Source organism: Sinorhizobium sp. P24N7 (assembly GCF_042436655.1).
GTDB classification, from domain to species: Bacteria; Pseudomonadota; Alphaproteobacteria; order Rhizobiales; family Rhizobiaceae; genus Sinorhizobium; species Sinorhizobium meliloti_A.
In genome coordinates this window covers 174,280-196,467 of record NZ_JBHMIW010000012.1, presented here as the reverse complement: position 1 = coordinate 196,467, position 22,188 = coordinate 174,280, and the positions used below count along the sequence as shown (strand labels likewise).

Genomic DNA, 22,188 nt, shown 5'->3' with positions numbered 1-22,188 from the left:
CGGGGATCGCCTCTCTCGGGAGAAAATCCTGGGCGGATCGTCGCGACAATCAGCCGAGAACCGCCTTTATCTTCTCGGCCGCCTGGTCGAGCGCTTCCTTGGAACTCATCTGCCCGGTAAGCGCCGCCTGGATGGCGTCCTGAATGGCTTTGGAGATCTTCGGCCACGCGGGATGGGGGCCGCGGGGCTTCGCATATTTCAGCTGTTCCACGAAGACCTGGAGTGCCGCGTCCTTTTTCGGTTCGCCGGTCGCCGGAATAGCGATGTCGGAGCGCGGCGGCAGCTGTCCGAAGTCCTTGAACATCCGGTCGTCCTGAGAAACGAAATATTCGAGAACCTTGAAGGCTTCTTCCGGATGCTCGGTATTTGCGAAGACCGCCCAGTTGAAATCGCCCATGGCCGAAGAGCGTTCGGCGCCGACTTCCGGTACGGGCAGCAGCGCTACGCCCCAATCGAACTTCGCTTCCTCGAGCATGCGATCGATTTCCCAGGGGCCGGAGATCGCCATGGCCGCGTTGCCGGAATTGAAAGTACCGGTGGCGTCCCATTGGCTACGCGTCAGCGTGTCCGGCGAGGCGAGCTTCTCGTCGATGATCGTTTTCCAGACGTCGAGCGCCTTGACCGCGCCCTCGGCGTTGATGTTGTCGTAACCGCCACCGGCCATCTGCGCCCAGGGCAGGAACTGGAATGTCCCCTCCTCGTTGGCTTTGGCTGAGAAGGTGATGCCGTAGACGTTCTGAGCCGGGTCGGTCAGCTTGCGCGCCGCCTCGACGAGCTCGTCCCACGTTTGCGGGGGCTTGTTCGGGTCCAGGCCCCGCGCCTTGAACATGTCCTTGTTGTAGTAAAGGGCGATCGTGTTGGTGGCCTTTGGAATGCCGTAATATTTGCCATCCCAGGTCACCGAGGCGAGAGGCCCCTTGAAGTAGTTCTCCGGCTTGACGACCGAGGACTTCGCGATCATCTCGCTCAGATCGAGAAATGCACCGCGGGACGCAAAGAGCGCGTGTTCGGGATTGTCGACAGCGATGATGTCCGGCGCCTGCCCCGTCGAATAGGCTCGCATTGCTTCGCTGACCACGTCGTCGAACTGGATTTGCCGATATTCCACTTTAATTCCGGTGTTCAGCTTGTTGAAATCCTTTATCAAGTTAGGCGCCGGCTGGATGTCCCGGTCGAGCGACCAGACGCTGATCGTGACGTCCTCGGCGCTTGCCGAAAACGCCGGCAGGGAAACACTGGCAAGGGCGAATGCGCCCAGCATTGCAAATTTACGGATACCCATGGACTCCTCCTCTTTCGGGTTTTTCCGCAGCCGGCGCCCCCCGTGCCGGCCGTCGGGCATGTCTCAGGCCGGATCGGCGACGAAGTCGCCGCCGCGGCAGCCTTTCAGATAATTCAGAGCGTGCACCTGGCCCGTCATTTCCAGCGCATCGCGATATACCGGGTCATGCCAGCCTTCGATGTCGATCGAACCGGACCAGCCGGCGAGCCGGAGTTCCGAGATGATGTCGGTCCAGTTGCTGTCGCCGAACCCGGGCGTGCGCATGAAGACGAACTTCTCCTTGCCGAAGATGCCGTGCTCGCGGATGACGTCCCAGCGGATCGTCGCGTCCTTGCCGTGCACATGGAAGATCTTGTGCGCCCATTTGCGGATCTGCGGCAGCGGATCGATCAGATAGACCATCTGGTGGCAAGGCTCCCACTCCAGGCCGATGTTATCGTCCGGCGTCTCGTTGAAGATGAGTTCCCAGGCGTCCGGATTGTGAGCGATGTTCCAGTCGCCGGTTGCCCAGTTGCCGTCCATGGCGCAGTTCTCGAAGGCGATCTTTACGCCCTTGTCGGCGGCGCGCTGGGCGAGCTCGCGCCAGACCTTGCGGTAGCGCGGCAGGCTGTCGGTCAGCGGCCGGTTGCGGATGCGTCCGGTAAAGCCGGCAACGCATGTCGCGCCGAAATGGTGAGCGTTGTCGATGCAGTCCTTCCAGCCCTGCAGGCTCTGGAGGTCGATGTCGGTCTCCTCCAGCGGATTGCCGAACATGCCGAGCGTCGAGATCGTGATGTCGCGGTCGCCGATCGCCTCACGGCAGCGCTTGCCGAGCTCGGCAAGATCCTGGCCGTTGGTGGTCTGCCAGAAGAAGGGTTCGAAGCTTTCGAACCCAAGATCGGCGATCTCGCCTATGCGCTTCGCGGCTTCGCCCTTTGTGGCGCTGATCATGGTGCCGACGCGGATGGATTTGGCTGGATTGCTCATCAGATGCCTCACTTCAGATTGTCACGCGTTGCCGGGTGCGGGCGCTTTCGATCGCCGCAAAGACCATGGCAAGGCTGTTGATATTGTCGTCGCCCGCTGTCTCCGGCTTGGTGCCGGATCGGACCGCAGCGACGAAATCGGCGATGACGCTGGCATGTCCGTGCGTCTCAAGCGGATCGGCTGGTTCGGGAACTTCGACCGGTACGAGTGGCCGGAAGAAACCCTCGCTGCCGGCGACACGGTTGGCGCTCAGCGCCTCGGCGCCATCCCAGAGCAGCGTGCCCTTGGTGCCGATGATCCGCCACTCGCTTTCCCAGCTCGTATTGGCCCCTTCGGCACACCAGGAACCGCGATAGGTGAAGGTCACATTGTCGGAAAGCTCGAATATCGCGGTGGCGGCCGCGCCGTGCGCGTACCAGGAGCCCTGCGGGTTTTCTTCGTGGCAATATACGGCGAGCGGCGTCTTGTCGGCGATGAACCGGGCGGCATCGAAGGTGTGGATCGCCATGTCGAGAAGCAGCACATGCTCCATCTCTTCGCGAAAACCACCGAAATGCGCGCCGATGAAGAAGTCGCAATGGATGCCCGTCAGATCGCCGATCGCGCCGCTTTCGATAAAGCGGCGGATGCGGCGTATGCCGGAGATGAAGCGGCGGTTCTGTACGATTGCATGGATCCTGCCCGCATTCCTGGCGAGTTCGATCAGCTCGCGGCCGGCTTCGAGCGAGGCCGCCATCGGCTTTTCGCTCAGCACGTGACAGCCATGCCTGAGCGCGGTGGCGACCACGTCGCGGCGCGCCGTCGGTACGACAATGTCGAAGAGGATGTCGGGTGCCGCTTCCGTCAACACGCGATCGAGGTCCGAACCGATAACGGCGTCTTCGATCTCGAACTCCACCGCGAGCGCACGAGCCGCTTCGGGGTTCACGTCGACAAGCCCGACGATCCGGATTGCCGACTGGAGTTCGCGGTCCGCGGCGATCGCCTTGAGCCAACCTTTGGCCATAGCTCCGCACCCGCACAGAACTGCGCGCAAAATCACCATTCTCCTCCCGCAAACCTGCGTTTCCGGCTTGTTTCAGCCACCGTAAACGTTTACGGAACTATGCGGACTTTCCGAAACATGTCAATAGGGATTCGGAAAACTGGGCCGGTGCCGGGGAATGGCGGACTGCTTATGGCCGCCTGACCGGTTCAACTGCACAGTATCTCGCTCGTGTCGATTGCCGGTCGATGTCACCGGTGACCAGAGAGGAAAAGCGCTTCGCATGAAGGGAATTCGGCGCCTGGCGCAACATCTCGATATTTCGATCGGAACCGTTTCGCGCGCACTGAACGGCCGCCCCGACGTCAATGAGGAGACGCGCAGGCGTGTCCTGGAGGCGGCTGAAAGGCTCGGCTATGTGGCGAACCAGTCTGGCCGCAGCCTGAGGCAGGGCACCACCAACATCATTGGCTTCATGATGCAGACCGGAACGGAGATCACCGGCCAGGGCGACACGTTCTTCATGAGCGTCTTCGACGGCGTGCAGGCGGTTTTCGCCAGGCACAAGCTCGACCTCGTTGCCCTGCTCTGCTCGTCGGAGGAAGATCCGACCGATTACCTGCGCCGCGTCGTCGCGCGCGGTTTTGCCGACGGGTTGATCCTTTCGGCAACGCGGCGCCACGATCCGCGCATAGAGTTTCTGGCCGAACGCAACATCCCCTTCGTAACGCTCGGCCGAAGCCTGACGGATGCCGGCCGCCCCTGGCTCGACCTCGATTTCGAGGGAATGGCGCAGATCGCCATCGACCGTCTGGTTGCGCGCGGACATCGCCGCATCGCGGTCACCCGTCCGCACGACGATGCCAACCTCGGCTACATCTTCGTCGACCGTTGCCGAGAAGCGCTTGCCGCGCATGGCCTTCCCTTGGAGGAAGAGTTGATCTTCCGATCGACGCCGAACGAGACCGGCGGCTATCAGATCGCGCGCGAGCTCCTGGCGCTCGAGGACCGACCGACGGCGGCCCTGCTCGTCAATGAGACGATTGCCATCGGTTTCTACCAGGGCCTCTCCGAAGCGGGCGTCAGGCCGGGCCGCGACATTGCGGTGATCGGGCGCTACAGCCCGCATGCACACTTTCTCTCGCCGCCGCTCACCTGCTTTCGCTTGTCGCTGCGCAACCTCGGCATAGCGCTTGCGGAAACGCTTCTGTCGACCATGCCTGCCTTCAAGCACCATTATCCGCAAGCGCCGGTAAACGCGGTCTGGCCGATGGAACTGGTCGAGGGCGAAAGCGACGGCTTTCTCGTCAATGGCGACGAAAGTCGTGGCTGACATAAGCCCCGCCGAGGTGGATCATTTTACCGATCCGCAGGTTTGAAGCTTGCTGCATGATTCCTTAAATCCGAGCAGATTGCGGGGCAATGTCATGGAGCACGCAAAGTGCTGGGCGGGTTCTGCGCTTGGGCACACGCCGCCGTAGGAACCTGCCGGCTGCAGTCCGGATCGGTGACTGCTCCTGAAAGGAGACCCCATGCGCGGATTTTTCTTCCTACTCGCCGGGCTGTCCGCAACGACGGCCTTTGCCCACGACGCTCCAAGCGGTTGGCAGTATCCGAGCGCCTGCTGTTCAACAATGGATTGCCGCCAGGTCGCGCAGACCGCGATCAGCGAGCGACCGCAAGGCTATATCGTCAGAGCAACTGGCGAAGTCCTCCCCTATGCCGACAGCAGGGTCCGAATGTCGCCGGACGGCGAGTACCACTGGTGCTCTGCGGCGGGTAAAGCCTATGGGAAGACGATCTGTCTGTTTGTACCCCCGAGGGGTTATTGAATAACCGAGGCGTCGAGAACCGCACTTCTCGTCATGCGGGTCTGGCACCGCGCCCGATCGGAGCGCGGCACGATGGCGGCCGGCGTCAGCGGGCGTCTGCGGATCCGGGGTCGCTCTCGAGCGTCGACAGGATCCGGTATGCGGCTTTCACGCGGGCAGGAATCGGGTAGTTCCTGTTGGCCAGCATCACGATGCCGATGCGCTCGGCCGGGACGAAGGCTGCATAGGCGCCGAACCCGTTGGTCGAGCCGGTCTTGTTGATCCACACGTTTTCCCTGGGCGCCGCGGGTGGAACGAGTCTGGTGACCTTGTGCGGCTCGAGTGCCATCCGGCTGGAATTGCCGGCGAGCAGATCGTCGAGCTTCGTCGGATAGGGATACATCTCCCAACCGAGCCCCTGCGTCATGGGGCCGACCTTGAAATATCCCGTATGCGTTGCGGCGATTGCGCGCCGGATCGTCTCGTCCAGGCTCGTGCCATCCATGTTCGCCTCAACGACGCGGATCAGATCGGCAGCGGTCGTTTTCACGCCGTAAGCTTCAGAGTCGAGAACGCCGCGCGTGACGCGGATGGGCTTGCCGGCTTTCGAATAACCATAGGCATAGTCGTCCAGCCGGTCCTGCGGCACGGCTATGAAGGTGCTCGTCAGGCCGAGGGCCGGGAATATCCTCTTCTCCATCAGATCGGCGAAGGGTTCGCCCATGCTCGTTGCGGCGAGATAGCCGAAGAGGCCGATGCTCGGGTTCGAGTAGAGCCTGTACGTGCCGGCGGCATAGGTCGGGCGCCAGCCCCTGTAGTAGTCGATCATGCTCTTCTGATCGGCAACGGAATCGGGAAACTGCAAGGGCAGTCCGCCGGCGGCATAGGTCCCGAGATCGAGAAGGCTGATCTCGTCGAAGCTCGTTCCGGCGAACGCCGGCAGGTATTTGCCGGCAGGATCGGACAGGACCAAGTCCCCACGCGCTTCGGCATAGGATGCGAGCGTCGCCGTGAAGGTCTTGCTGATCGAGCCGATCTCGAACAGCGTTTCGTCGGTGACCTTCTGCCCGCTCGCTTTCGACGCGAGGCCGTAATTGAAGATGTACCTCTTTCCGCGGGCGGTGACCGCGACCGCCATTCCCGGAACGCCATTCTCCTTCATCAGCGGCCGGATCGTCTCGTCCACTACGCGTGCAAGCTGTCCTTCATCGCCTCGGTCGGCGGCGTGCGCACCGGCTCCGCAGCAGAGCAAAGCAGCCGCAGCCACTGCGAATTTCGTCGCGGAAATCTTTGTCATGACAGGTGTCTAGCCTCGTGTTCGTTTGGATCTCCCGCATGGCGGGTGCGGCCGTCCGTCAGGCCGGACGCGCCGAAGCTGCGGCGCGTGCCCGGCGCACAGCAACCGGACGAGGCAAACGGACGGGACATGCTTATGAGCCCTGTGCGCATTTCACAAACGACAAGAACTTGCGCGAGCAATTAGAAGAACTTGGGCATCGCATTGCATGTGGTCCTTCCGGGCCCGGCATGTCGAGACCACGAACCGCCGCTACCCTTTGCCCGACACCGCGACCCTAGAAATAGATCGTCATGACGATGTCCTGATCGAAATCGCCGAAACCCTTGCCGAAGATGTTCAGCCCTCCGGGGTTCTCCGCCTTCTCGTCGATGCCTATCCGGAACCGTATCGAATGATGATCCGGTATGCCGAGGGAATTTATCGTCTGAGTCGACACCATCGCGCCGTCGATCCATGTACCGCGGTCGTCAATGGACCAGGTCTTGAGCTTGCCGTATTGCGAGCCGCTGAGTTTCCACCAGGCCGGCGAATACATGCCCCGCCGGTCGCCATAATCACCGGGCGACGTCCAGTAGCCGGCCTTGATGCCATTGATCCAGATGGAGATATCGGAGGGCCAGTTGGCGTTGGTGGCCGGCGTCTCGGAGCTCAGTTCGGCGGAGAACTCGATCTTCCGGACCGTCCGCCCCGTGACCTTGGCATTGTTCGGAAACTTGTATTCGACATAGCCGCGCGTGAACCAGAGCAGTGCGGCCTGCATGCGCTGCGGATCGAGAAAGACTTCCTGGACGTCGAGCATGCCTATGACGTTGTTGATCGAGCAGAGTCCGCAGGGCGCTTCCACCTCGAATTCGGTGAAAAGGCCGATCGGCATGCTGACGGTCACGACGTCGTCCGCAAGATTGGTGCGGTCGTCGAAACGGATGAGGATCTCGCCGTAGATGCTGGAACAGATCTTCTGGTTGCCCTTGGTCGCCTTCATCGTATGCGTCTGGATGAGGCCGGCCCTCTCCAGAGACTTGAGGTTGGTCGCCGTCGTCGATTGCGGCAGGCCCATATGGGTCGCGATCTCGTTGACGTTCAGAGGCCCCTTCAGGCGCAGAAGGTTGAGCATCTCGATGCGCGTTGCCGAGCCCAATGCCTGGACGACATCCGCATCCTTGATCGGGTCCACTGTAAGAAGCTTCGTCTCCATACTCTGCTACTGCCGCTCCGGCTCAGGCGTGATCTGCGCTGATAACACGCCCCTCCGCCAATTGTCGCACTGTTTCGTTTCACGAATGCCGATCCGAGGCGGTCGAAACCGCCGCGGATCGTCCGCTCAGCCCTTGATGCCGGATGACAGCATCAGCGCCTGCGTCACCCTCTTCTGGAAGAGCAGATAGGCGAGCGCGACCGGCATCGCCGCGAGAATTGCGACGGCCATGTCGCGTGCATATTTCACGCCGAAGGCGTCGTCGACCTGCGTGATACCGACGGTCACCGTCATCATCTCCTCCGAATTCGTCACGAGGAACGGCCAGAGGAAGGCGTTCCAGGCCATGATGTAAGTGATGATCGCCAGCGCCGTCGTGATCCCCCAGTTGAGCGGAAGATAAAGCCGGAACAGGATCTGGAAATCGCCGCAGCCGTCGAGCTTCGCCGCCTCGCGCAGCTCTTTCGGCACGGAGTCGAAGAATTGCTTGTAGACGATCACGACCACCGGGACGATGAGCTGCGGCAGGATGATGCCGCCCCAGCTGTTGATCAGGCCAAAGCGGTACATCAGCACGAATTGCGAAACGACCAGGGCCTGGGAGGGAACCATGAAGCTCGCGAGAATGATCCCGTAGAGGAGCCGCCGGCCCGGAAAGACGATCTGCGACAGCGCATAGGCGCACATTACGCTGATCAGGATGACGACCACGGTGACGGTTATCGAGGTGACGAGCGAGTTCACATACCAGGTTGCGAGATTGGTCTCGAACAAAGCGAAATAATAGGCCGAGAAGTTGAAGACGTCGGGGATGAAGGTCGTCTTGCTGATGACCTCCTGTTCCGGCTTCATCGACGTCACCGCCGCCCAGTAGAGGGGAAACGCCCACATGCACGCGACGCACAGGGTAAGAAGCAGAAGAAGGATATTGCCGATGGATTTCCGTTGCATCGCTCAGCGCCCCCTCACGCGCAGAAGCTGGTACTGAAGCACCGATACGGTCACGATGATCAGGAACAGGAAGACCGCCACAGCCGAGCCGAGCCCGCCGTGGTTGAGGCGGAACGCCTCGCGATAGACGAGCTGAAGCAGGACGTAGGTCGAGTTGAAGGGACCGCCTTCCGTCATCAGATAGACCTGATCGAAAATCTTGAGCTGCAGGATGAGTTGCAGTGTCAGGACGAGCGCGGTGACCGGCCAGATCAGCGGCCACGTGATGCGCTTGAAGCATTGCCAGCGCGTCGCGCCGTCGAGCATTGCCGCCTCGTAATAGTCGGCCGGAATGTTGCGCAGGCCGGCTATGAAAAGCAGAAGGTTGAAGCCGTTGGTCCACCAGACGGTGACGAGGGCCACCATAGGCATTGCCCAGAGAGGATCGCGAAAGACACTGATGCGCCTGCCGGTGACGAATTCGATGACATGTTGCGCAATCCCGAATTGCTGATCGAGCACCCACTCCCAGATCTGCGTCACGACCGAGACAGGCAGGATATAGGGCAGGAAGAACAGCACCAGGATGAGGCTCTGAAGCCAGCCTTTGAGGCGCACGACCATGAGCGCCAGACCGAGACCGATCAGCGTGTTGGGTACGACGGTGAGCACGACGAAATAGCCCGTGTTCCACACAGATGTGAAGAACAGTTTCTGGTTGAGCAGCTTCAGATAATTGTCGAAGCCGACCCACTCGCCTTCGCCGATCAGCGGCGCGTTGGTAAAGCTCAAGGCGAACATCTTGTAGACGGGATACGCAAAGACCGTCAGATAGGTGATCACGAACGGTGTGATCATCAGAACCGCGGTCAGCGTCTTGCTCCGTCTCTCGCTCGTCATCACCGAAATAGTCCTCCCCGTTGCCAAATGTACGAACCACCGGCCGGCGCAGTGGCCGGCCGGTCCGTTGATTTTCGCGTTACATCTGGCTCTTCAGTTCTTCGCGCATCTGCTCGATGGCATCCGCCGGATCGAGCTGGCCGTTCAAGGCAGGCACGATGAAATTCTGCGTCGCCTCGTAGATCGGTCCGCCAACGCCGGCCAGCGGAGAGACGGGATCGAAGACCGCGGTGTCGGCGAGCTTGACGTAGGTCGAATTCGGCTGCATCGCTTTGAATTCGGCGCTCTCGGTCACCGGTTTATAGGCTGGAATGTGGCCGGCACCGGCCCAGGAGATGCTGTGTTCGTTCATCCAGGCAATGATCTGGAGAACCGCTTTCAGCTTCTCCGGCGAGATCGGCTTTTCTTCGCTGTTCGGAACGGCAAAGGCATGGGAGTCCGCCCAGGTTGCAGGCTGTCCCATCAGAACCGGGATCTGGACAGCGCCCCATTCGAAGCCGAGATCGTTGTTCTTCTCGAGATCGACCATCGTCGGCACTTCCCAAACGCCGTTGATGTGCATGGCCGCCTTGCCGGAGGTGAAAAGAGCGATCGAAGCCTCATAGGATATGAGTTCCGGCGAATAGCCGGACGAAACCCAGTTGGCCATCGATGTCAGCGCCTTGACGCCGGCCTCGCCGGGCAGGATCTCCTCGCCTTCGATGAACTTGGCGCCCTGCTGGGAAAGGAGCGTGTAGAACACCCGCCACATCGAGCCGCCTTCGTCGGTGTGGAGCGAAAGCGGATATTGGACCTTGCCGGTCGCCTTGATCTTTTCGAGGGCGGCGTTGAAGTTGTCGAGGCCGTCCAGGCCCTTCGGCAGGCCGTCGTCCCCGAGCAGGCCCGCCTCCTTCAGAATGTTCTTGTTGTAGTAGAGGACAACCGAATGCACGTCGAAGGGAATGCCATAGGTCTTGCCGTCGGCAGAAGCCGAGTTCCAGCTCGCTTCGACATAGTTTTCCTTCTTGATTCCGGCTGCCTCGAGTTCTTCAGGTGCCAGTGGCCGCAGAACGCCCGAGGGTATGGCAAGCGGGAAGCGTGACAGATGATAGGTCATGATGTCGGGCTGCTGGCCGACGGCGGCCGCCGTCTGGACCTTGCTGTAGAAGGGTACGCCCCATTCGAGCGTGGTCGCGTTGATGCGGATGTCCGGGTGCGTGTCGTTGAACTCCTTGATGAGCGCCTTCATGCGGACGCCGTCACCGCCGCTCAGGAAGTCCCACCAGGTAATGTCCGTCTGCGCATGGGCGACTGCCGAAGGCAGGATCGCCAGCGCACCCGCAAGGGCAAGTTTCAGTAGCTTCTTCACGTCTCTCTCCTCCTGTTTTGAAGTTCAATCCACCGGCTTGCGCCGCATTGCTCCTCGCCCGGATGACGTCCCATCCGAACCGCTTTCAACGGAGCCGATCGCCGCTTCCCTCGAAGGCGAACATCTCCTGGGGTGCCAAGGTCAGGCGGACCGCCTGCTTGGGTTGCGGCCGCTCATCGCCGCGGCACTCGATGGTCATTTCCTCCCCCGTCGTCGTGAGGGCGTGCAGGTAGCCGGTCCCGCCGAGTTCCTCGATGAACTCGGCCGTCACGTCCAGGCCGACGCCGCCCTCCCGTTCGCCGAGCGTGATGTGCTCCGGCCTTACCCCGATGAAAATCTCTTCGCCCGCGGCGACACGCGCCCGAGCCGGAATTTCGAACGGAACTCCTGGCGCGTCGTGGAGCTCGATCGTGAGCCTGTCGCCGCCGCCGGGAACGACGCGTGCCTTCAGGAAATTCATCCCAGGCGAGCCGATGAAGCCCGCAACGAACATGTTGTCCGGATTACGATAAAGCTCGAGGGGCGCACCCGTTTGTTGAACGACGCCGGCCTTCAGCACGACGATCCTGTCCGCCAGCGTCATCGCCTCGACCTGATCGTGGGTGACGTAGACCATCGTCGCGCCGATCTGGCGGTGCAGCCGGGCGATCTCCATGCGCATCTTGACCCTGAGCTCGGCATCGAGGTTCGAAAGCGGCTCGTCGAAAAGGAAGACCCGCGGCTCGCGCACGATTGCACGCCCGATTGCGACCCGTTGACGCTGGCCGCCCGAAAGCTGGCTCGGCTTGCTGTTCAGATAGTCCGAGAGCCGAAGGATTTCCGCGGCTGCCTTGACCTTCTGCTCGATCTCCGCCTTCGGCCGGCGGGCGATGGAAAGGCTGAACGCCATATTGTCGAAGACGGAGAGGTGCGGATAAAGCGCATAGGACTGGAAGACCATGGCGACGCCGCGCTTCGATGGCTCCCTGTGGGTGACGTCCTCGGCATCGATCCTGATTTCGCCGCCGGTCGTCTCCTCCAGCCCCGCGATCATGCGCAACAGTGTCGACTTCCCGCAGCCCGAGGGCCCGACGAAGACAGCGAACTCGCCCTGCCCTATTTCGATATCGACATCATGGATCACCTTCACGGCGCCGAACGACTTGCTGACGCCGGTCAATTTGATTCCGGACATTGAACCTCCCCGATAGTGAATTCCGGCCCGGGCGTCACCCGGCCGCCCGGGCCGGAAAGGCTTATGCAGAAGCGACGGACAAAAGGACGAAGTGGTAGGAGCGCGGCGGCAGCGAACCGACCAGCGTCCCCGCATCGTCGATGGCGAGTTCCCTGCCGGCTTTGGGAACGATGCGGTTCTGATCCTCGACCGAGTTACGCGCCTTCAGGTCGTCGCCTGCGAGCATCTGGTGCTCGACGATCTTCGCCCCCTTGAAGCCCTGAAGATCGAGGGTGAGGCCGAGCGGCTCGTCGAGGCTGCGGTTGATCGCGAAGACGGCGATCGACTTGCCGTCCTCGTGCAGCACCGCCGACAGGTCGAGATAGGGCACGTCCTGAGCCACCTCGCAATCGTAGGTGGGGCCGGACTGCGCCACGGTGAGCGCGGTGCCGCGGCCGTATTTCGAGGCATATTGAAGCGGATAGTAGATCGACTGCCGCCAGGCGGGGCCGCCGGCCTTGGTGAGGATCGGCGCTATGACATTGACCAGCTGTGCCATGCAGGCGATCTTGACGCGGTCCGATCTCCGGATGAAGACGTTCAGCAGAGAGCCGACGAAGATCGCATCCTCGAGATTGTAGAGCTCTTCCAGCAGCGGCGGCGCTTCCGGCCAGTCCCAGCTGGCAATCCGCTCGCCGTCCTCCTTGCGGTCGTGATACCAGACGTTCCACTCGTCGAAGCAGATCTTGACGTCGCGCTTCGAACGCTTCTTCGCCTTGATGTAGTCGATCACGCCGCCGATCGTGACTATGTACCGGTCCAGCTCGATCGCCTTGGCATAATAATTGAGGGTGTCCTGCTCCTCGTTGCCGAAATATTTGTGCAGCGAGATGTAGTCGACGCTGTCGTAGCTCGCTTCGAGAACCGTCGCCTCCCATTCCGGGTAGGACTTCATCTTGTCGTTCGAGGAGCCGCAGACGACGGTTTCCAGCGTCTTGTCGAAATATTTGAAGGCCTTGCTCACCTCGTTGGCGAGATGGCCGTATTCGGCCGCACTCTTGTGGCCGACCTGCCAAGGTCCGTCCATCTCGTTGCCGAGGCACCAGATGCGTACATTGTGCGGCTCCTTGTAGCCATGCTTTGCGCGCAGATCGCTCCAATAGGTGCCGCCGGGATGATTGCAGTATTCGAGGAAGTTGCGTGCGTCGTCGAGACCGCGCGAACCGAGGTTCATCGCCAGCATCATCTCGGTACCTGCAAGCTTTGCCCAATCGGCGAACTCGTTGACGCCGACCTGGTTGGTTTCGCGCGTGCGCCAGGCGAGATCGAGGCGCACCGGACGCTCCTCGCGCGGCCCGATACCGTCCTCCCAGCGATAGGCGGAAACGAAGTTGCCGCCGGGATAGCGGACGATCGGCATATCGAGATCGCGCACCATATCCAAAACATCGGTTCGAAAGCCGTCCTTATCCGCATTTTCGTGGCCGGGCTCATAGATCCCCGTATAAACGGCACGGCCCATATGCTCCAGGAACGAGCCGTAGACCCGCTTGTCGACGGACGAGATTGTATATTCCCGATTAAGGGTAGCCTTCGCTCGCATGGTGTTTCCTCGTTTATTGAAGTCGATTTTGGATGAAGCTAAATTGTATGATTTTTTATTTCAAGAGTTTTGTTTTGTATCAAAATATCCGATGCAGACGCGAACGCCTCCCTCGATTTTTCGCCCTTGGCCTCGTCTCGCCACCGCCTGCGGAACGATCCCCCGGCCAACCGATTAGACGGCTAAGGGCACCTGCGATTGTGTGGCGCGGCAGCAACTGTCATGATGGAACGGCGCTTCCTCAGCGGGCCTGAGAACTGGACGGAGCATATCGCTCATGGCTTGGTCCTTCAGTATCGGAACGATTGCCGGCACGGTAATTCGCGTGCACGTGACCTTCGCGCTGCTTCTGATCTGGATATGGCTGATGCACTACCGGATCGGCGGCACACCGGCTGCGATGGAGGGGATTGCTTTCATAGTCGCCGTCTTCGTCTGCGTCGTGCTCCACGAGTTCGGCCACATCGCCGCGGCACGCCGTTTCGGGATCAAGACGCCGGACATAACGCTGCTGCCGATCGGCGGCGTCGCCAGACTGGAGCGCATGCCGGAAGAGCCCGGCCAGGAATTCGTAATCGCCATCGCCGGTCCTCTGGTCAATGTGGCGATTGCCGCGGTACTCATCGCCATCCTCGGCAGCTCGGCGGGCATGGAGCAGATAGCGGGCGTCGAAGACCCCCAGAGCGGATTTCTGGCACGGCTCGCCGGCGTCAATGTTTTCCTCGTGCTCTTCAATATGATCCCCGCCTTCCCGATGGACGGCGGCCGCGTATTGCGGGCCGCTCTCGCCTCGCGGCTCAGCTGGTCGCGTGCGACCCAGATCGCCGCAACGATCGGCCAGGGCCTTGCCTTCGTCTTCGGCTTCGTCGGTCTGTTCTACAATCCTCTTCTCATCTTCATCGCCATCTTCGTCTATCTGGCCGCAACGGCGGAAGCCCAGAACGCCCAGATCCGCGAGATCTCCGGCAGCGTGATGATCTCAGACGTGATGATCACCGAATTCGCGACCCTTGACCGGTCGGCGACCATCGACGACGCCATCGACACGCTGCTTGCCACCACGCAGCGCGAATTTCCGGTGGTCGATGCCGCAGGCCACTTCGAGGGATTGCTGACGCGCGACGACATGATCCGCGCTCTGAAGGAGAAAGGCCCATCGACACCGGTGGTCGCCGCGATGCGCCGCAACCTGCCGACGATCCATCATCGCAAACGCCTCGAGGAAAGTCTGCTGCTCATGCAGGAATCCCGTTCGCCGGCGCTCGCCGTTCTGGACGGCTCCGGCCGCCTCGTCGGGCTGATGACGCACGAAACGATCGGCGAGATGATGATGGTGCGCGCGGCCGCCCCGGGCCGCTTCCGGTTCGGCCACCTGCGGCAGACCGGAAGCCGAGGCTGAGCCCGAAGATTGAGGGAACCGAATCGGCGCTCCGGAGTTCGGGCCACAACCCTACGGCGCTGCGCGTCTTGGGGAAACACGCAAGTCGAGGAACCTGCAGCAGGCAAATCGGATCGACTTAATGCTCGTGACGGTAGAAGTTCTCACGATCGTCCTGGTCGCGACAGCAACGGCACTGGCCCTTGCCCATGCACTCGAGTTGCCCGGCAAATTGCGATTGCCTAGAGAACAATATCTGGCGATGCAGGCAATCTACTATCCGGGATTCACCATCGGGGGCGCAGCAGAGCCGGCGGCCCTGCTTCTTACTGCCGCTCTCCTCTTCCTGATGCCCGGCGGAACGGCCTTCTGGCTGACTGTCGGCGCATTCGCCGGGCTGCTGGCGATGCACGCGGCGTACTGGATCCTGACGCACCCCGTGAACAACTTCTGGCTCAAGGATACGCAGTTGGGAGGAACGGGTGCGCGCTTTTTCGCTTTCGGCGCGCAACGCGCTTCGACGGCCGCGGAAAACGCGGACTGGACCGTCCTGCGGGACCGCTGGGAGCGATCCCATGTCGTACGGGCCGTTCTCGGCCTCGCCAGCCTCGTATTGCTCGCAACGGCGATAGCTCTCTGAGAACTGCGCTATGTGCCACTACCAAGGCGCGGTGCCAGCAGGGCGATAGAAATCGACCCGAAGGCGAGGACCTTCAACGCGGCGACGGCCATGTGGCCCGTCTCCCATCTGAGGCGTATCGCTTCGAAGTCCGGCGGGATCGGGCCTGGTTTCCAGGTGGCCAGGATCGCATTTGCCGGAGCGACCAGCGTGAACCACGCCGCCAGCGCTCCAGCAAATAAAATCGCGCCGGCGAGGGCGAACCAGAACGCCGGCCGCTCGTTGGCGAGCAGGTAGGAAAGAAAGCACGCCGCCAGTATCGTCGTGACGTCGAGCGGCCCGCCGAACTTTGCAAAAAGCGCGAACTGGCCGTTGAAGACGGTTGCCTCGCGCCACAGTTCCGGCGCCCAGACGAACAGCCGGGGCGGTGCCTCCAATACATGGGCAAAGGAGGGGCCGAGGCTGAGAGCGGCGAGCAGCAGCGATACAAGGCCTGTAAGATAGACGACCATTTCCCCGCCTTTCATCGGCGCCTGGCCTACAACTTTGGCGAGGGGCAAGTGTTCCATGAAAAGAGAGACTATGCCGCTCTCGCCGACCTCACGGAATGTTGTTGAGAGAGGCCTCACTGCAGTCGCCGATGTGCCGGTATGATCCCCGGACAACGGAGATCGATCCATGCACGCGAAGATGCCCGGGGGCCTGTTGGCCGGGTTCCTGCTTCTCCTCGTTCCTGCCCAGGGCTTCGGCCTCGACCTGCCGCGCTCGGGTCATCCGATATTCGACCGCGTCGTCACGCTTGTCGTCGACAACTTTCACGATCCCGCAGCGCTCGACGGCTTCGGCGCAGCGGTGCGGCAGGAACTCGACGGCGGCGACCCGCTGAACCCGAAGAGCACGGAGCCCCGGGTCGATGCTGCGGTCGAGAGAGTCCTCGCGAGCCTCGACGCGTCGCATACCGCTCGCTTCACTCGGGATACGATTGCCTATTACGAACTCGCCGACATATTCCGTTACGCTATCCGCCACGACATGAAGCGGCTGTTCCCGCTGGATGGCCGGGCCAGCTATGCCGGGGTCGGCATGGTCGCCCGGATGGAAAACGGCCTGCTGTTCGTCAGCGACGTCTATGACGGTTCGCCTGCGGACAAGGCGGGTATCCGGGTGGGCGACGAGGTTCTGTCGGTGGATGGCGCGCCGTATCGCGAAATCGAATCCTTCCGCGACAGGATCGGACAACAGGTGGAGATACGCCTGCGCCGTAATCGCGACGCACAGCCCTTCACGGCCAGTGTCGCGGTCGAACGGCTGCGGCCATTGCCCACATTCGAAAAGGCGATCGAGGACAGCGTGTCCGTCAACGAGAGCGATGGGCGGCGCATCGGTTACCTGCGTCTTTGGACCCTTTCAAGTCCCGACGGTCTCGACATCGCGGCGCGTGAACTGGCGACCGGCCGTCTCAAGGACGCCGATGGAGTCGTCGTCGATCTGCGCGGACGCTGGGGCGGCGGTCCGCCCGACGCGGCGGAGCTCTTCGTCGGCGATACGCCGAACTTCAGGCTGATCTCCCGCAACGGCAAGGATATGCTCGCCAATGTCCGCTGGCGACGCCCGATCGTCGCCATCATAGACGAGGGATCGAGAAGCGGCCTCGAACTCTTCGCCTATGCGTTGAAGACCAACGGAATCCCGCTTGTCGGGACGCGCACGGCGGGGGCGCTTCTCGCCGGCCGCGCCTATATCCTGCCGGACGACAGCATTCTGGAGCTTGCGGTTTCCGACGCGGTGATCGATGACGGCGTGCGTCTGGAGGGGCGCGGCGTCGAGCCGGACGTAACCGTTCCGTTCCCCCTGCCCTATGCCGACGGACGCGACCCCCAGCGTGAAGCCGCCATGGAAGAGATGCGGCGCATCCTCGCCAAGGGCTGAGCCGGCGAACCGGTTCTTGAATGCGGGCCGCGTCGGCCCGCCCTTCCCCCGTCTATTCGCTTTGCCGGAAGTTTCGGATCCGGTCGAAAAGCACCGCGAGCACGATGGCGCCGCCGATGAAGGCGCCCTGCCAGAATGCGTTAATGCCGAGCAAGCCGAGGCTGTTGCGGATCACCTCTATCAGCGCAGCTCCGATCAGGGCACCGGAAGCCGTGCCGGCGCCGCCGGCAAGATTTGCCCCGCCGATGACGGCAGCGGCGATGACCTGAAGCTCCATTCCTGCACCGATATTGGTCGTCACGGCGCCGAGCCAGCCGGTCTGGATAATGCCGGCAATTCCCGCCGCGAGCGCGGAGATCATGTATACGGCAACCTTGATCCTTCTCACCGGAACGCCGGTGAGCGTCGCGGCGTGCTCGTTGCCGCCGATGGCGAAGACGTAGCGGCCGAACTTCGTCCAGCGCAGAACGAAGCCGGTGAGGAGGGCCAGGACGATCATGTAGAGCACCGGATTGGCGATACCGAAGAACCAGGCGCCGCCGCCAAGAGCCAGGAGCGTGTCGTGGTCCGGGCCGAACTCGAATACGACCGTATTGTTGGATGCGACCATCGCCAGGCTTCTTGCGATCGAGAGCATTCCGAGGGTGATCACGAAAGGTGGAAAGCCGAGATAGGCTATCATGACCCCGTTGAATGCGCCGGCGATCAGAGCCGTGCCGATCGAGGCGGCAATACCCACCTCTATGCCGTAGCCGGCATGCATGACCACGGCCAGCACCATGCTGCACAGGCAGAGGACCGACCCGACCGACAGATCGATGCCGCCGGTAATGATGACCAGCGTCATTCCGAGCGCGATGATCGCGACGAAGGTGAAGTTGCGCGTGATGTTGTAGAGGTTTTTGGCCGTTGCGAAGGAGTCGGTGGCAACCGACAGGAAGAGGCAGGCGAGGATGACCGCCACCAGGACCCAGAATGCCTGGCTGGCCAACAGGAACGAGAGCCATCCGCGGTCTCTCTGTCCGACTGCTCGATCGAGCGTAATTGCCATTGTCGACCTTCGCTTTCTTTCCGAATGGTTCACACCTGTTCGATGGCGCCGGTGATCAGGCCCGTCACCTCCTCCGGCGAACTCGCGGCGATCGGCTTGTCGGCAACCTTCCTGCCCCGCCGCATGACGATGACCCGGTCGGCGACGGTAAAGACGTCCGGCATACGGTGGCTGATCAGCACGACGGCGATGCCCCGGTCGCGCAACTCGCGGATCAGGTTCAGCACCTCGGCCACCTGCCGTACCGAAATGGCCGCCGTCGGTTCGTCCATGAGCACGATCTTGGCCTCTGAAAGCATCGTCCGCGCGATTGCAACCGCCTGCCGCTGACCACCCGACATTTGCCTGACCAGGTTGCGCGGCGGCGTCTCCGACTTCAGTTCTTTGAAAATTTCGCCGGCGCGGCGATACATCGCCCTGTAGTCGAGTATGCGCAGCGGCCCGATGCCGCGCCTGATCTCCCGCCCGAGAAAGACATTTGCAGCAGCCGTGAGGTTGTCGCAAAGCGCCAGATCCTGATAGACGATCTCGATGCCGTGCTGCCGCGCCTCGACCGGGCGATGCATCACGAGTTCCGCACCGTCGAGCCGGATCGTTCCATGGCTCGGCCGGAAGTTGCCGGCCATCATCTTGACCAGTGTCGACTTGCCGGCGCCGTTGTCGCCCATGAGCCCGACCACCTCGCCGCGGTCGAGCGAGAGCGACACGTCGCTGACAGCCTGAATGGCGCCGAAATGCTTGGAAATATTGACGAGTTCGAGAACTGCCACAGCCGTCTAGCCTCCCGAAGCAGCGGGCCGCCTCCTCGGTCGCTTGCCCCCGCTCTCGCGCTCTCCCGGCAAGGCGACCGCTTCCATTTACGCAAATGCGCGGGAAAGCGTCAATCAATAGTCCTACAAATCGCTCCGCACATACGCTGAAACGAATATTGTCATACAAATAGTCGTTGACGTGCCGTTCGCGCGGATATTAGCTGGTGCTGGGAGGAGAGCATGCTGATCCTTGTCCCCGAGGCACGGGCAAGGTCAGGCGGACCTCATCGCGGCGCTGCTTGACGATCCGCGCGCGACCGGCCGCTCTTCAATGCCTCGATGGATCGACGGCTGCGCGACGCCGCCGCCTACCCGAAACTCTGATATTTCAAGGCGCGGGCACGCGCATGTCCGCTTGTTTCAAGGGAGGAAGGAATGAGGAAGGCACTATTGCTTGCCGTTGCCGCTCTGGCACTCAGCGCCGGAACGGCCATGGCCCAGAAGAAACAGCTCGTCATCGTGGTGAAGGGGCTGGACAATCCCTTTTTCGAAGCGATCAACCAGGGTTGCCAGAAGTGGAACAAGGAAAATCCGGACTCGGAATACGAGTGCTTCTACACAGGCCCGGCTTCGACCTCGGATGAGGCCGGCGAGGCGCAGATCGTTCAGGACATGCTGGGCAAGGCTGAAACCGCCGCAATCGCCATCTCGCCATCCAATGCGAAGCTCATCGCCCAGACGTTGAAGACTGCCAATCCATCGGTGCCGGTCATGACCGTGGACGCGGATCTCGCCGCCGAAGACTCTGCCCTGCGCAAGACCTATCTCGGGACCGACAACTATCTGATGGGCTACCGCATCGGCGAGTACATCAAGAAGGCCAAGCCCGATGGCGGCAAGATCTGCACCATCGAGGGCAATCCCGGCGCCGACAACATTCTGCGCCGCGCCCAGGGCATGCGGGACGCCCTGACCGGCCAGAAAGGCCTGGCGGAGCTCAAGGGCGAAGGCAACTGGACCGAAGTGGCGGGCTGCCCGGTCTTCACCAATGACGACGGTGCCAAGGGCGTGCAGGCGATGACCGACATCCTTGCCGCCAATCCCGACCTCGATGCTTTCGGGATCATGGGCGGGTGGCCGCTGTTCGGCGCGCCACAGCCCTATCGCGATCTGTTCAAGCCGATGGCCGACAAGATCGCCAAGAACGAATTCGTCATCGGCGCTGCCGATACGATCGGCGAGGAGGTCGCCATCGCCAGGGAAGGATTGGTCACCGCTCTCGTCGGGCAGCGGCCATTCGAAATGGGCTACAAGGCCCCGCAGGTCATGCTGGACCTGATCGCCGGCAAACCGGTCGAAGACCCGGTCTTCACCGGCCTCGACGAGTGCACCAAGGAGACCGCGGATACCTGCATCCAGAAATAGTCGGTCGAAGGCCGGCAGCCTGCAGCGCCGCAGGATTGCCGGCCTTCGCACTCCCTGGTTCAGATCTGCCAGTCCGCGTCGAGCGAATAGGCTTTGATGTAGTCGATCTTCATTTCGGACCCGTCTGCGAGACCGTCGCTGGGCGTGCCGGCGATGCCGCCGACCGCCAGGTTGACGAGCATGTACATCGGGTCGTGCATGTCGGAAGGCGTATCGGCGCGCGCGATCGCCGCATCGTCGAAATACCAGACGATCTCTTCTTCCGTCCAAAGCACCCCGTATGTGTGAAACCCGCTCGCATCTGCGACCTTCACCGCATTTTCGATGCTCGTTCTCGAGCCCGTTTCGTTGGAATGCACCGTGGCGATGACAGTATTCGGGTCCTGTCCGCGCATTTCGACGACATCGAGTTCCGGCGGCCAGGAACCGTCGGCGGGCAGCAGCCAGAAGGCCGGCCAGACGCCCTGGTCGTCCGGCATGTCCGCGCGCATTTCGAAATAGCCGTAGGTTTGGGCAAAGGACGAGTAGGTCGTCAGCATTCCGGACGTGTAATCATAGCCGTTGATCTCGGCCTGGATCGCCTCCGACGCCGGCGCGGCCGTGATCGTCAGCACGCCGTTATTGACGGAGAACGGGTTGACGGAAGCGGTCGGCTCATAGCTCGGATTGATGTACCATTGCTGCTCGCCGTTACTGGAAAGCGTCGCTCCTTTTTCCGGCGCCCACCAGAATTTGGCGTCCCAGACCCCGCTTGTACCGTTTCTGAGCTGAAGCGTATTGAACTCGTCCGAGAAAGTCTGAGACAGGACGGAGCGGTCGAGGCTCAGCCTGAACTGGTGCGCCTGCAATTCGTCGGCGGTGGTGTTCGCGAATACCAGGCTCTCGCCATCGGCGAGATGGAGCCGGAGATCGGCGCCCTCCTGAGCCACATTGGACAGAATCTGCTCGAACGACGTGAAGCCGTAGCCGTCGAGGCGTACGATGTCGTCGTAGTTGAAATCGGTGATCAGGTCGCTTCCGTTGCCTCGCGCAAACACGAAGGTGTCGGCACCGCCCGCGCCGATCAGGACGTCGTTGCCGCCGCGCCCGTCGATCGTCTGCGTTCCCGACGCGCCCTTTATGATGTTGTCCGTATCGTTGCCGAATGCGAAACGGCCGCTTCCGGTAACCGTGAGGTTCTCGAAGTTTGCCGGCAGGGTGTAGCTCATCCACGTGCTTATCGTGTCGACGCCCTCGCCGACCGCTTCCGATGCCCGGTTGATCGACGAATACAGGTAGTAGATGTCGTCGCCCCTGCCGCCGATCATGGTGACGTTCACGGAGCTGTCGCCCCACATGGAATCGTTGCCGGCAGTGCCATGGAGCGTGGGGCCAGAGCCGGTGGCGGAGAACCACGCAGTCGAACTGCCGCTGTAGTAAAGCGGCGTTCCCACGGCGTTCAATACGGTTTTGCTCATCGAAATGTCTCCGGTTTGATGTTCGGTTCCTCCGCTCGCCCTGGCGCTGATCGCGTCCTCAGGCCTAATCTAGACGGGGCTGCCGTTTTAATAACCCCCAAGAG

General features: G+C 61.8%; 20 protein-coding genes. 6 read left to right on the top strand and 14 right to left on the bottom strand.

Annotated features, from left to right (window positions below; genetic code table 11):
* Positions 1-49: 49 nt before the first annotated feature.
* From ACFHWW_RS21735 to ACFHWW_RS21725, 3 genes are all read right to left on the bottom strand, one after another.
* A complete protein-coding gene (locus ACFHWW_RS21735) occupies positions 50-1,282 on the bottom strand; it encodes a sugar ABC transporter substrate-binding protein (RefSeq protein WP_324763740.1) in 1,233 nt (410 codons plus the stop codon).
* A 63-nt stretch (positions 1,283-1,345) separates the two neighbouring features.
* Entirely contained in the window at positions 1,346-2,248 is a 903-nt protein-coding gene (locus ACFHWW_RS21730) for a sugar phosphate isomerase/epimerase (protein WP_100670336.1), read from the bottom strand.
* 13 nt (positions 2,249-2,261) lie between these two features.
* On the bottom strand, positions 2,262-3,293 hold the full coding sequence (locus tag ACFHWW_RS21725; protein ID WP_324763741.1) for a Gfo/Idh/MocA family oxidoreductase: 1,032 nt from the start codon (positions 3,291-3,293) through the stop codon (positions 2,262-2,264).
* A 223-nt stretch (positions 3,294-3,516) separates the two neighbouring features.
* Between ACFHWW_RS21725 and ACFHWW_RS21720 the strand changes: the two genes are divergently transcribed.
* Entirely contained in the window at positions 3,517-4,566 is a 1,050-nt protein-coding gene (locus ACFHWW_RS21720) for a LacI family DNA-binding transcriptional regulator (protein ID WP_100670338.1), read from the top strand.
* Positions 4,567-4,765: 199 nt separating this feature from the next.
* Entirely contained in the window at positions 4,766-5,065 is a 300-nt protein-coding gene (locus ACFHWW_RS21715; RefSeq protein ID WP_100670339.1) for a hypothetical protein, read from the top strand.
* Positions 5,066-5,150: 85 nt separating this feature from the next.
* Here the strand turns inward: ACFHWW_RS21715 and ampC are convergent, their stop codons facing one another.
* The 7 genes from ampC to ACFHWW_RS21680 form a co-directional block, all read right to left on the bottom strand.
* A complete protein-coding gene (ampC, locus tag ACFHWW_RS21710; protein WP_324763742.1) occupies positions 5,151-6,341 on the bottom strand; it encodes a class C beta-lactamase in 1,191 nt (396 codons plus the stop codon).
* A 277-nt stretch (positions 6,342-6,618) separates the two neighbouring features.
* Positions 6,619-7,539: a transcriptional regulator gene (locus tag ACFHWW_RS21705; RefSeq protein ID WP_324763743.1), complete on the bottom strand. Its 921-nt coding sequence runs from the start codon at positions 7,537-7,539 to the stop codon at positions 6,619-6,621.
* A gap of 126 nt (positions 7,540-7,665) precedes the next feature.
* Entirely contained in the window at positions 7,666-8,490 is an 825-nt protein-coding gene (locus ACFHWW_RS21700; RefSeq protein WP_004434537.1) for a carbohydrate ABC transporter permease, read from the bottom strand.
* A 3-nt stretch (positions 8,491-8,493) separates the two neighbouring features.
* Positions 8,494-9,369: a carbohydrate ABC transporter permease gene (locus tag ACFHWW_RS21695; RefSeq protein WP_018096985.1), complete on the bottom strand. Its 876-nt coding sequence runs from the start codon at positions 9,367-9,369 to the stop codon at positions 8,494-8,496.
* 79 nt (positions 9,370-9,448) lie between these two features.
* Positions 9,449-10,717, bottom strand: coding sequence for an ABC transporter substrate-binding protein (locus ACFHWW_RS21690; RefSeq protein WP_275599076.1), 1,269 nt, complete (start codon positions 10,715-10,717; stop codon positions 9,449-9,451).
* Positions 10,718-10,802: 85 nt separating this feature from the next.
* Positions 10,803-11,891 (bottom strand): ABC transporter ATP-binding protein, encoded by a 1,089-nt coding sequence (locus ACFHWW_RS21685; protein ID WP_379940754.1) that lies wholly within the window; start codon positions 11,889-11,891, stop codon positions 10,803-10,805.
* A gap of 61 nt (positions 11,892-11,952) precedes the next feature.
* Positions 11,953-13,473 (bottom strand): alpha-N-arabinofuranosidase, encoded by a 1,521-nt coding sequence (locus ACFHWW_RS21680; protein WP_102764459.1) that lies wholly within the window; start codon positions 13,471-13,473, stop codon positions 11,953-11,955.
* A gap of 277 nt (positions 13,474-13,750) precedes the next feature.
* Here ACFHWW_RS21680 and ACFHWW_RS21675 point away from each other — a divergent pair, with 277 nt between their 5' ends.
* Positions 13,751-14,872 carry a site-2 protease family protein gene (locus ACFHWW_RS21675; protein WP_379940752.1) on the top strand — a complete coding sequence of 374 codons (1,122 nt, stop codon included), beginning with the start codon at positions 13,751-13,753 and terminating at the stop codon, positions 14,870-14,872.
* A gap of 121 nt (positions 14,873-14,993) precedes the next feature.
* Positions 14,994-15,491, top strand: a complete 498-nt coding sequence (locus tag ACFHWW_RS21670; protein ID WP_379940750.1) for a DUF1772 domain-containing protein — start codon at positions 14,994-14,996, stop codon at positions 15,489-15,491.
* An 8-nt stretch (positions 15,492-15,499) separates the two neighbouring features.
* Here the strand turns inward: ACFHWW_RS21670 and ACFHWW_RS21665 are convergent, their stop codons facing one another.
* Positions 15,500-15,982 carry a DUF1772 domain-containing protein gene (locus tag ACFHWW_RS21665; RefSeq protein WP_379940797.1) on the bottom strand — a complete coding sequence of 161 codons (483 nt, stop codon included), beginning with the start codon at positions 15,980-15,982 and terminating at the stop codon, positions 15,500-15,502.
* Between the two features lie 166 nt (positions 15,983-16,148).
* Here ACFHWW_RS21665 and ACFHWW_RS21660 point away from each other — a divergent pair, with 166 nt between their 5' ends.
* Positions 16,149-17,399: a S41 family peptidase gene (locus tag ACFHWW_RS21660; protein WP_379940748.1), complete on the top strand. Its 1,251-nt coding sequence runs from the start codon at positions 16,149-16,151 to the stop codon at positions 17,397-17,399.
* 52 nt (positions 17,400-17,451) lie between these two features.
* On the opposite strand, the gene ACFHWW_RS21655 is transcribed toward ACFHWW_RS21660, so the two are convergent.
* Positions 17,452-18,450, bottom strand: coding sequence for an ABC transporter permease (locus ACFHWW_RS21655; RefSeq protein ID WP_379940746.1), 999 nt, complete (start codon positions 18,448-18,450; stop codon positions 17,452-17,454).
* A 29-nt stretch (positions 18,451-18,479) separates the two neighbouring features.
* Complete coding sequence (locus ACFHWW_RS21650; protein ID WP_018097000.1) at positions 18,480-19,220, bottom strand: ATP-binding cassette domain-containing protein; 741 nt, start codon at positions 19,218-19,220, stop codon at positions 18,480-18,482.
* Between the two features lie 417 nt (positions 19,221-19,637).
* On the opposite strand from ACFHWW_RS21650, the gene ACFHWW_RS21645 reads away from it, so the two are divergent.
* Complete coding sequence (locus tag ACFHWW_RS21645) at positions 19,638-20,627, top strand: sugar-binding protein (protein WP_004434499.1); 990 nt, start codon at positions 19,638-19,640, stop codon at positions 20,625-20,627.
* 59 nt (positions 20,628-20,686) lie between these two features.
* Here ACFHWW_RS21645 and exsH read toward each other — a convergent pair whose 3' ends face one another.
* Positions 20,687-22,084 carry an endo-1,3-1,4-beta-glycanase ExsH gene (gene exsH, locus ACFHWW_RS21640; protein ID WP_379940743.1) on the bottom strand — a complete coding sequence of 466 codons (1,398 nt, stop codon included), beginning with the start codon at positions 22,082-22,084 and terminating at the stop codon, positions 20,687-20,689.
* Positions 22,085-22,188 lie beyond the last annotated feature (104 nt).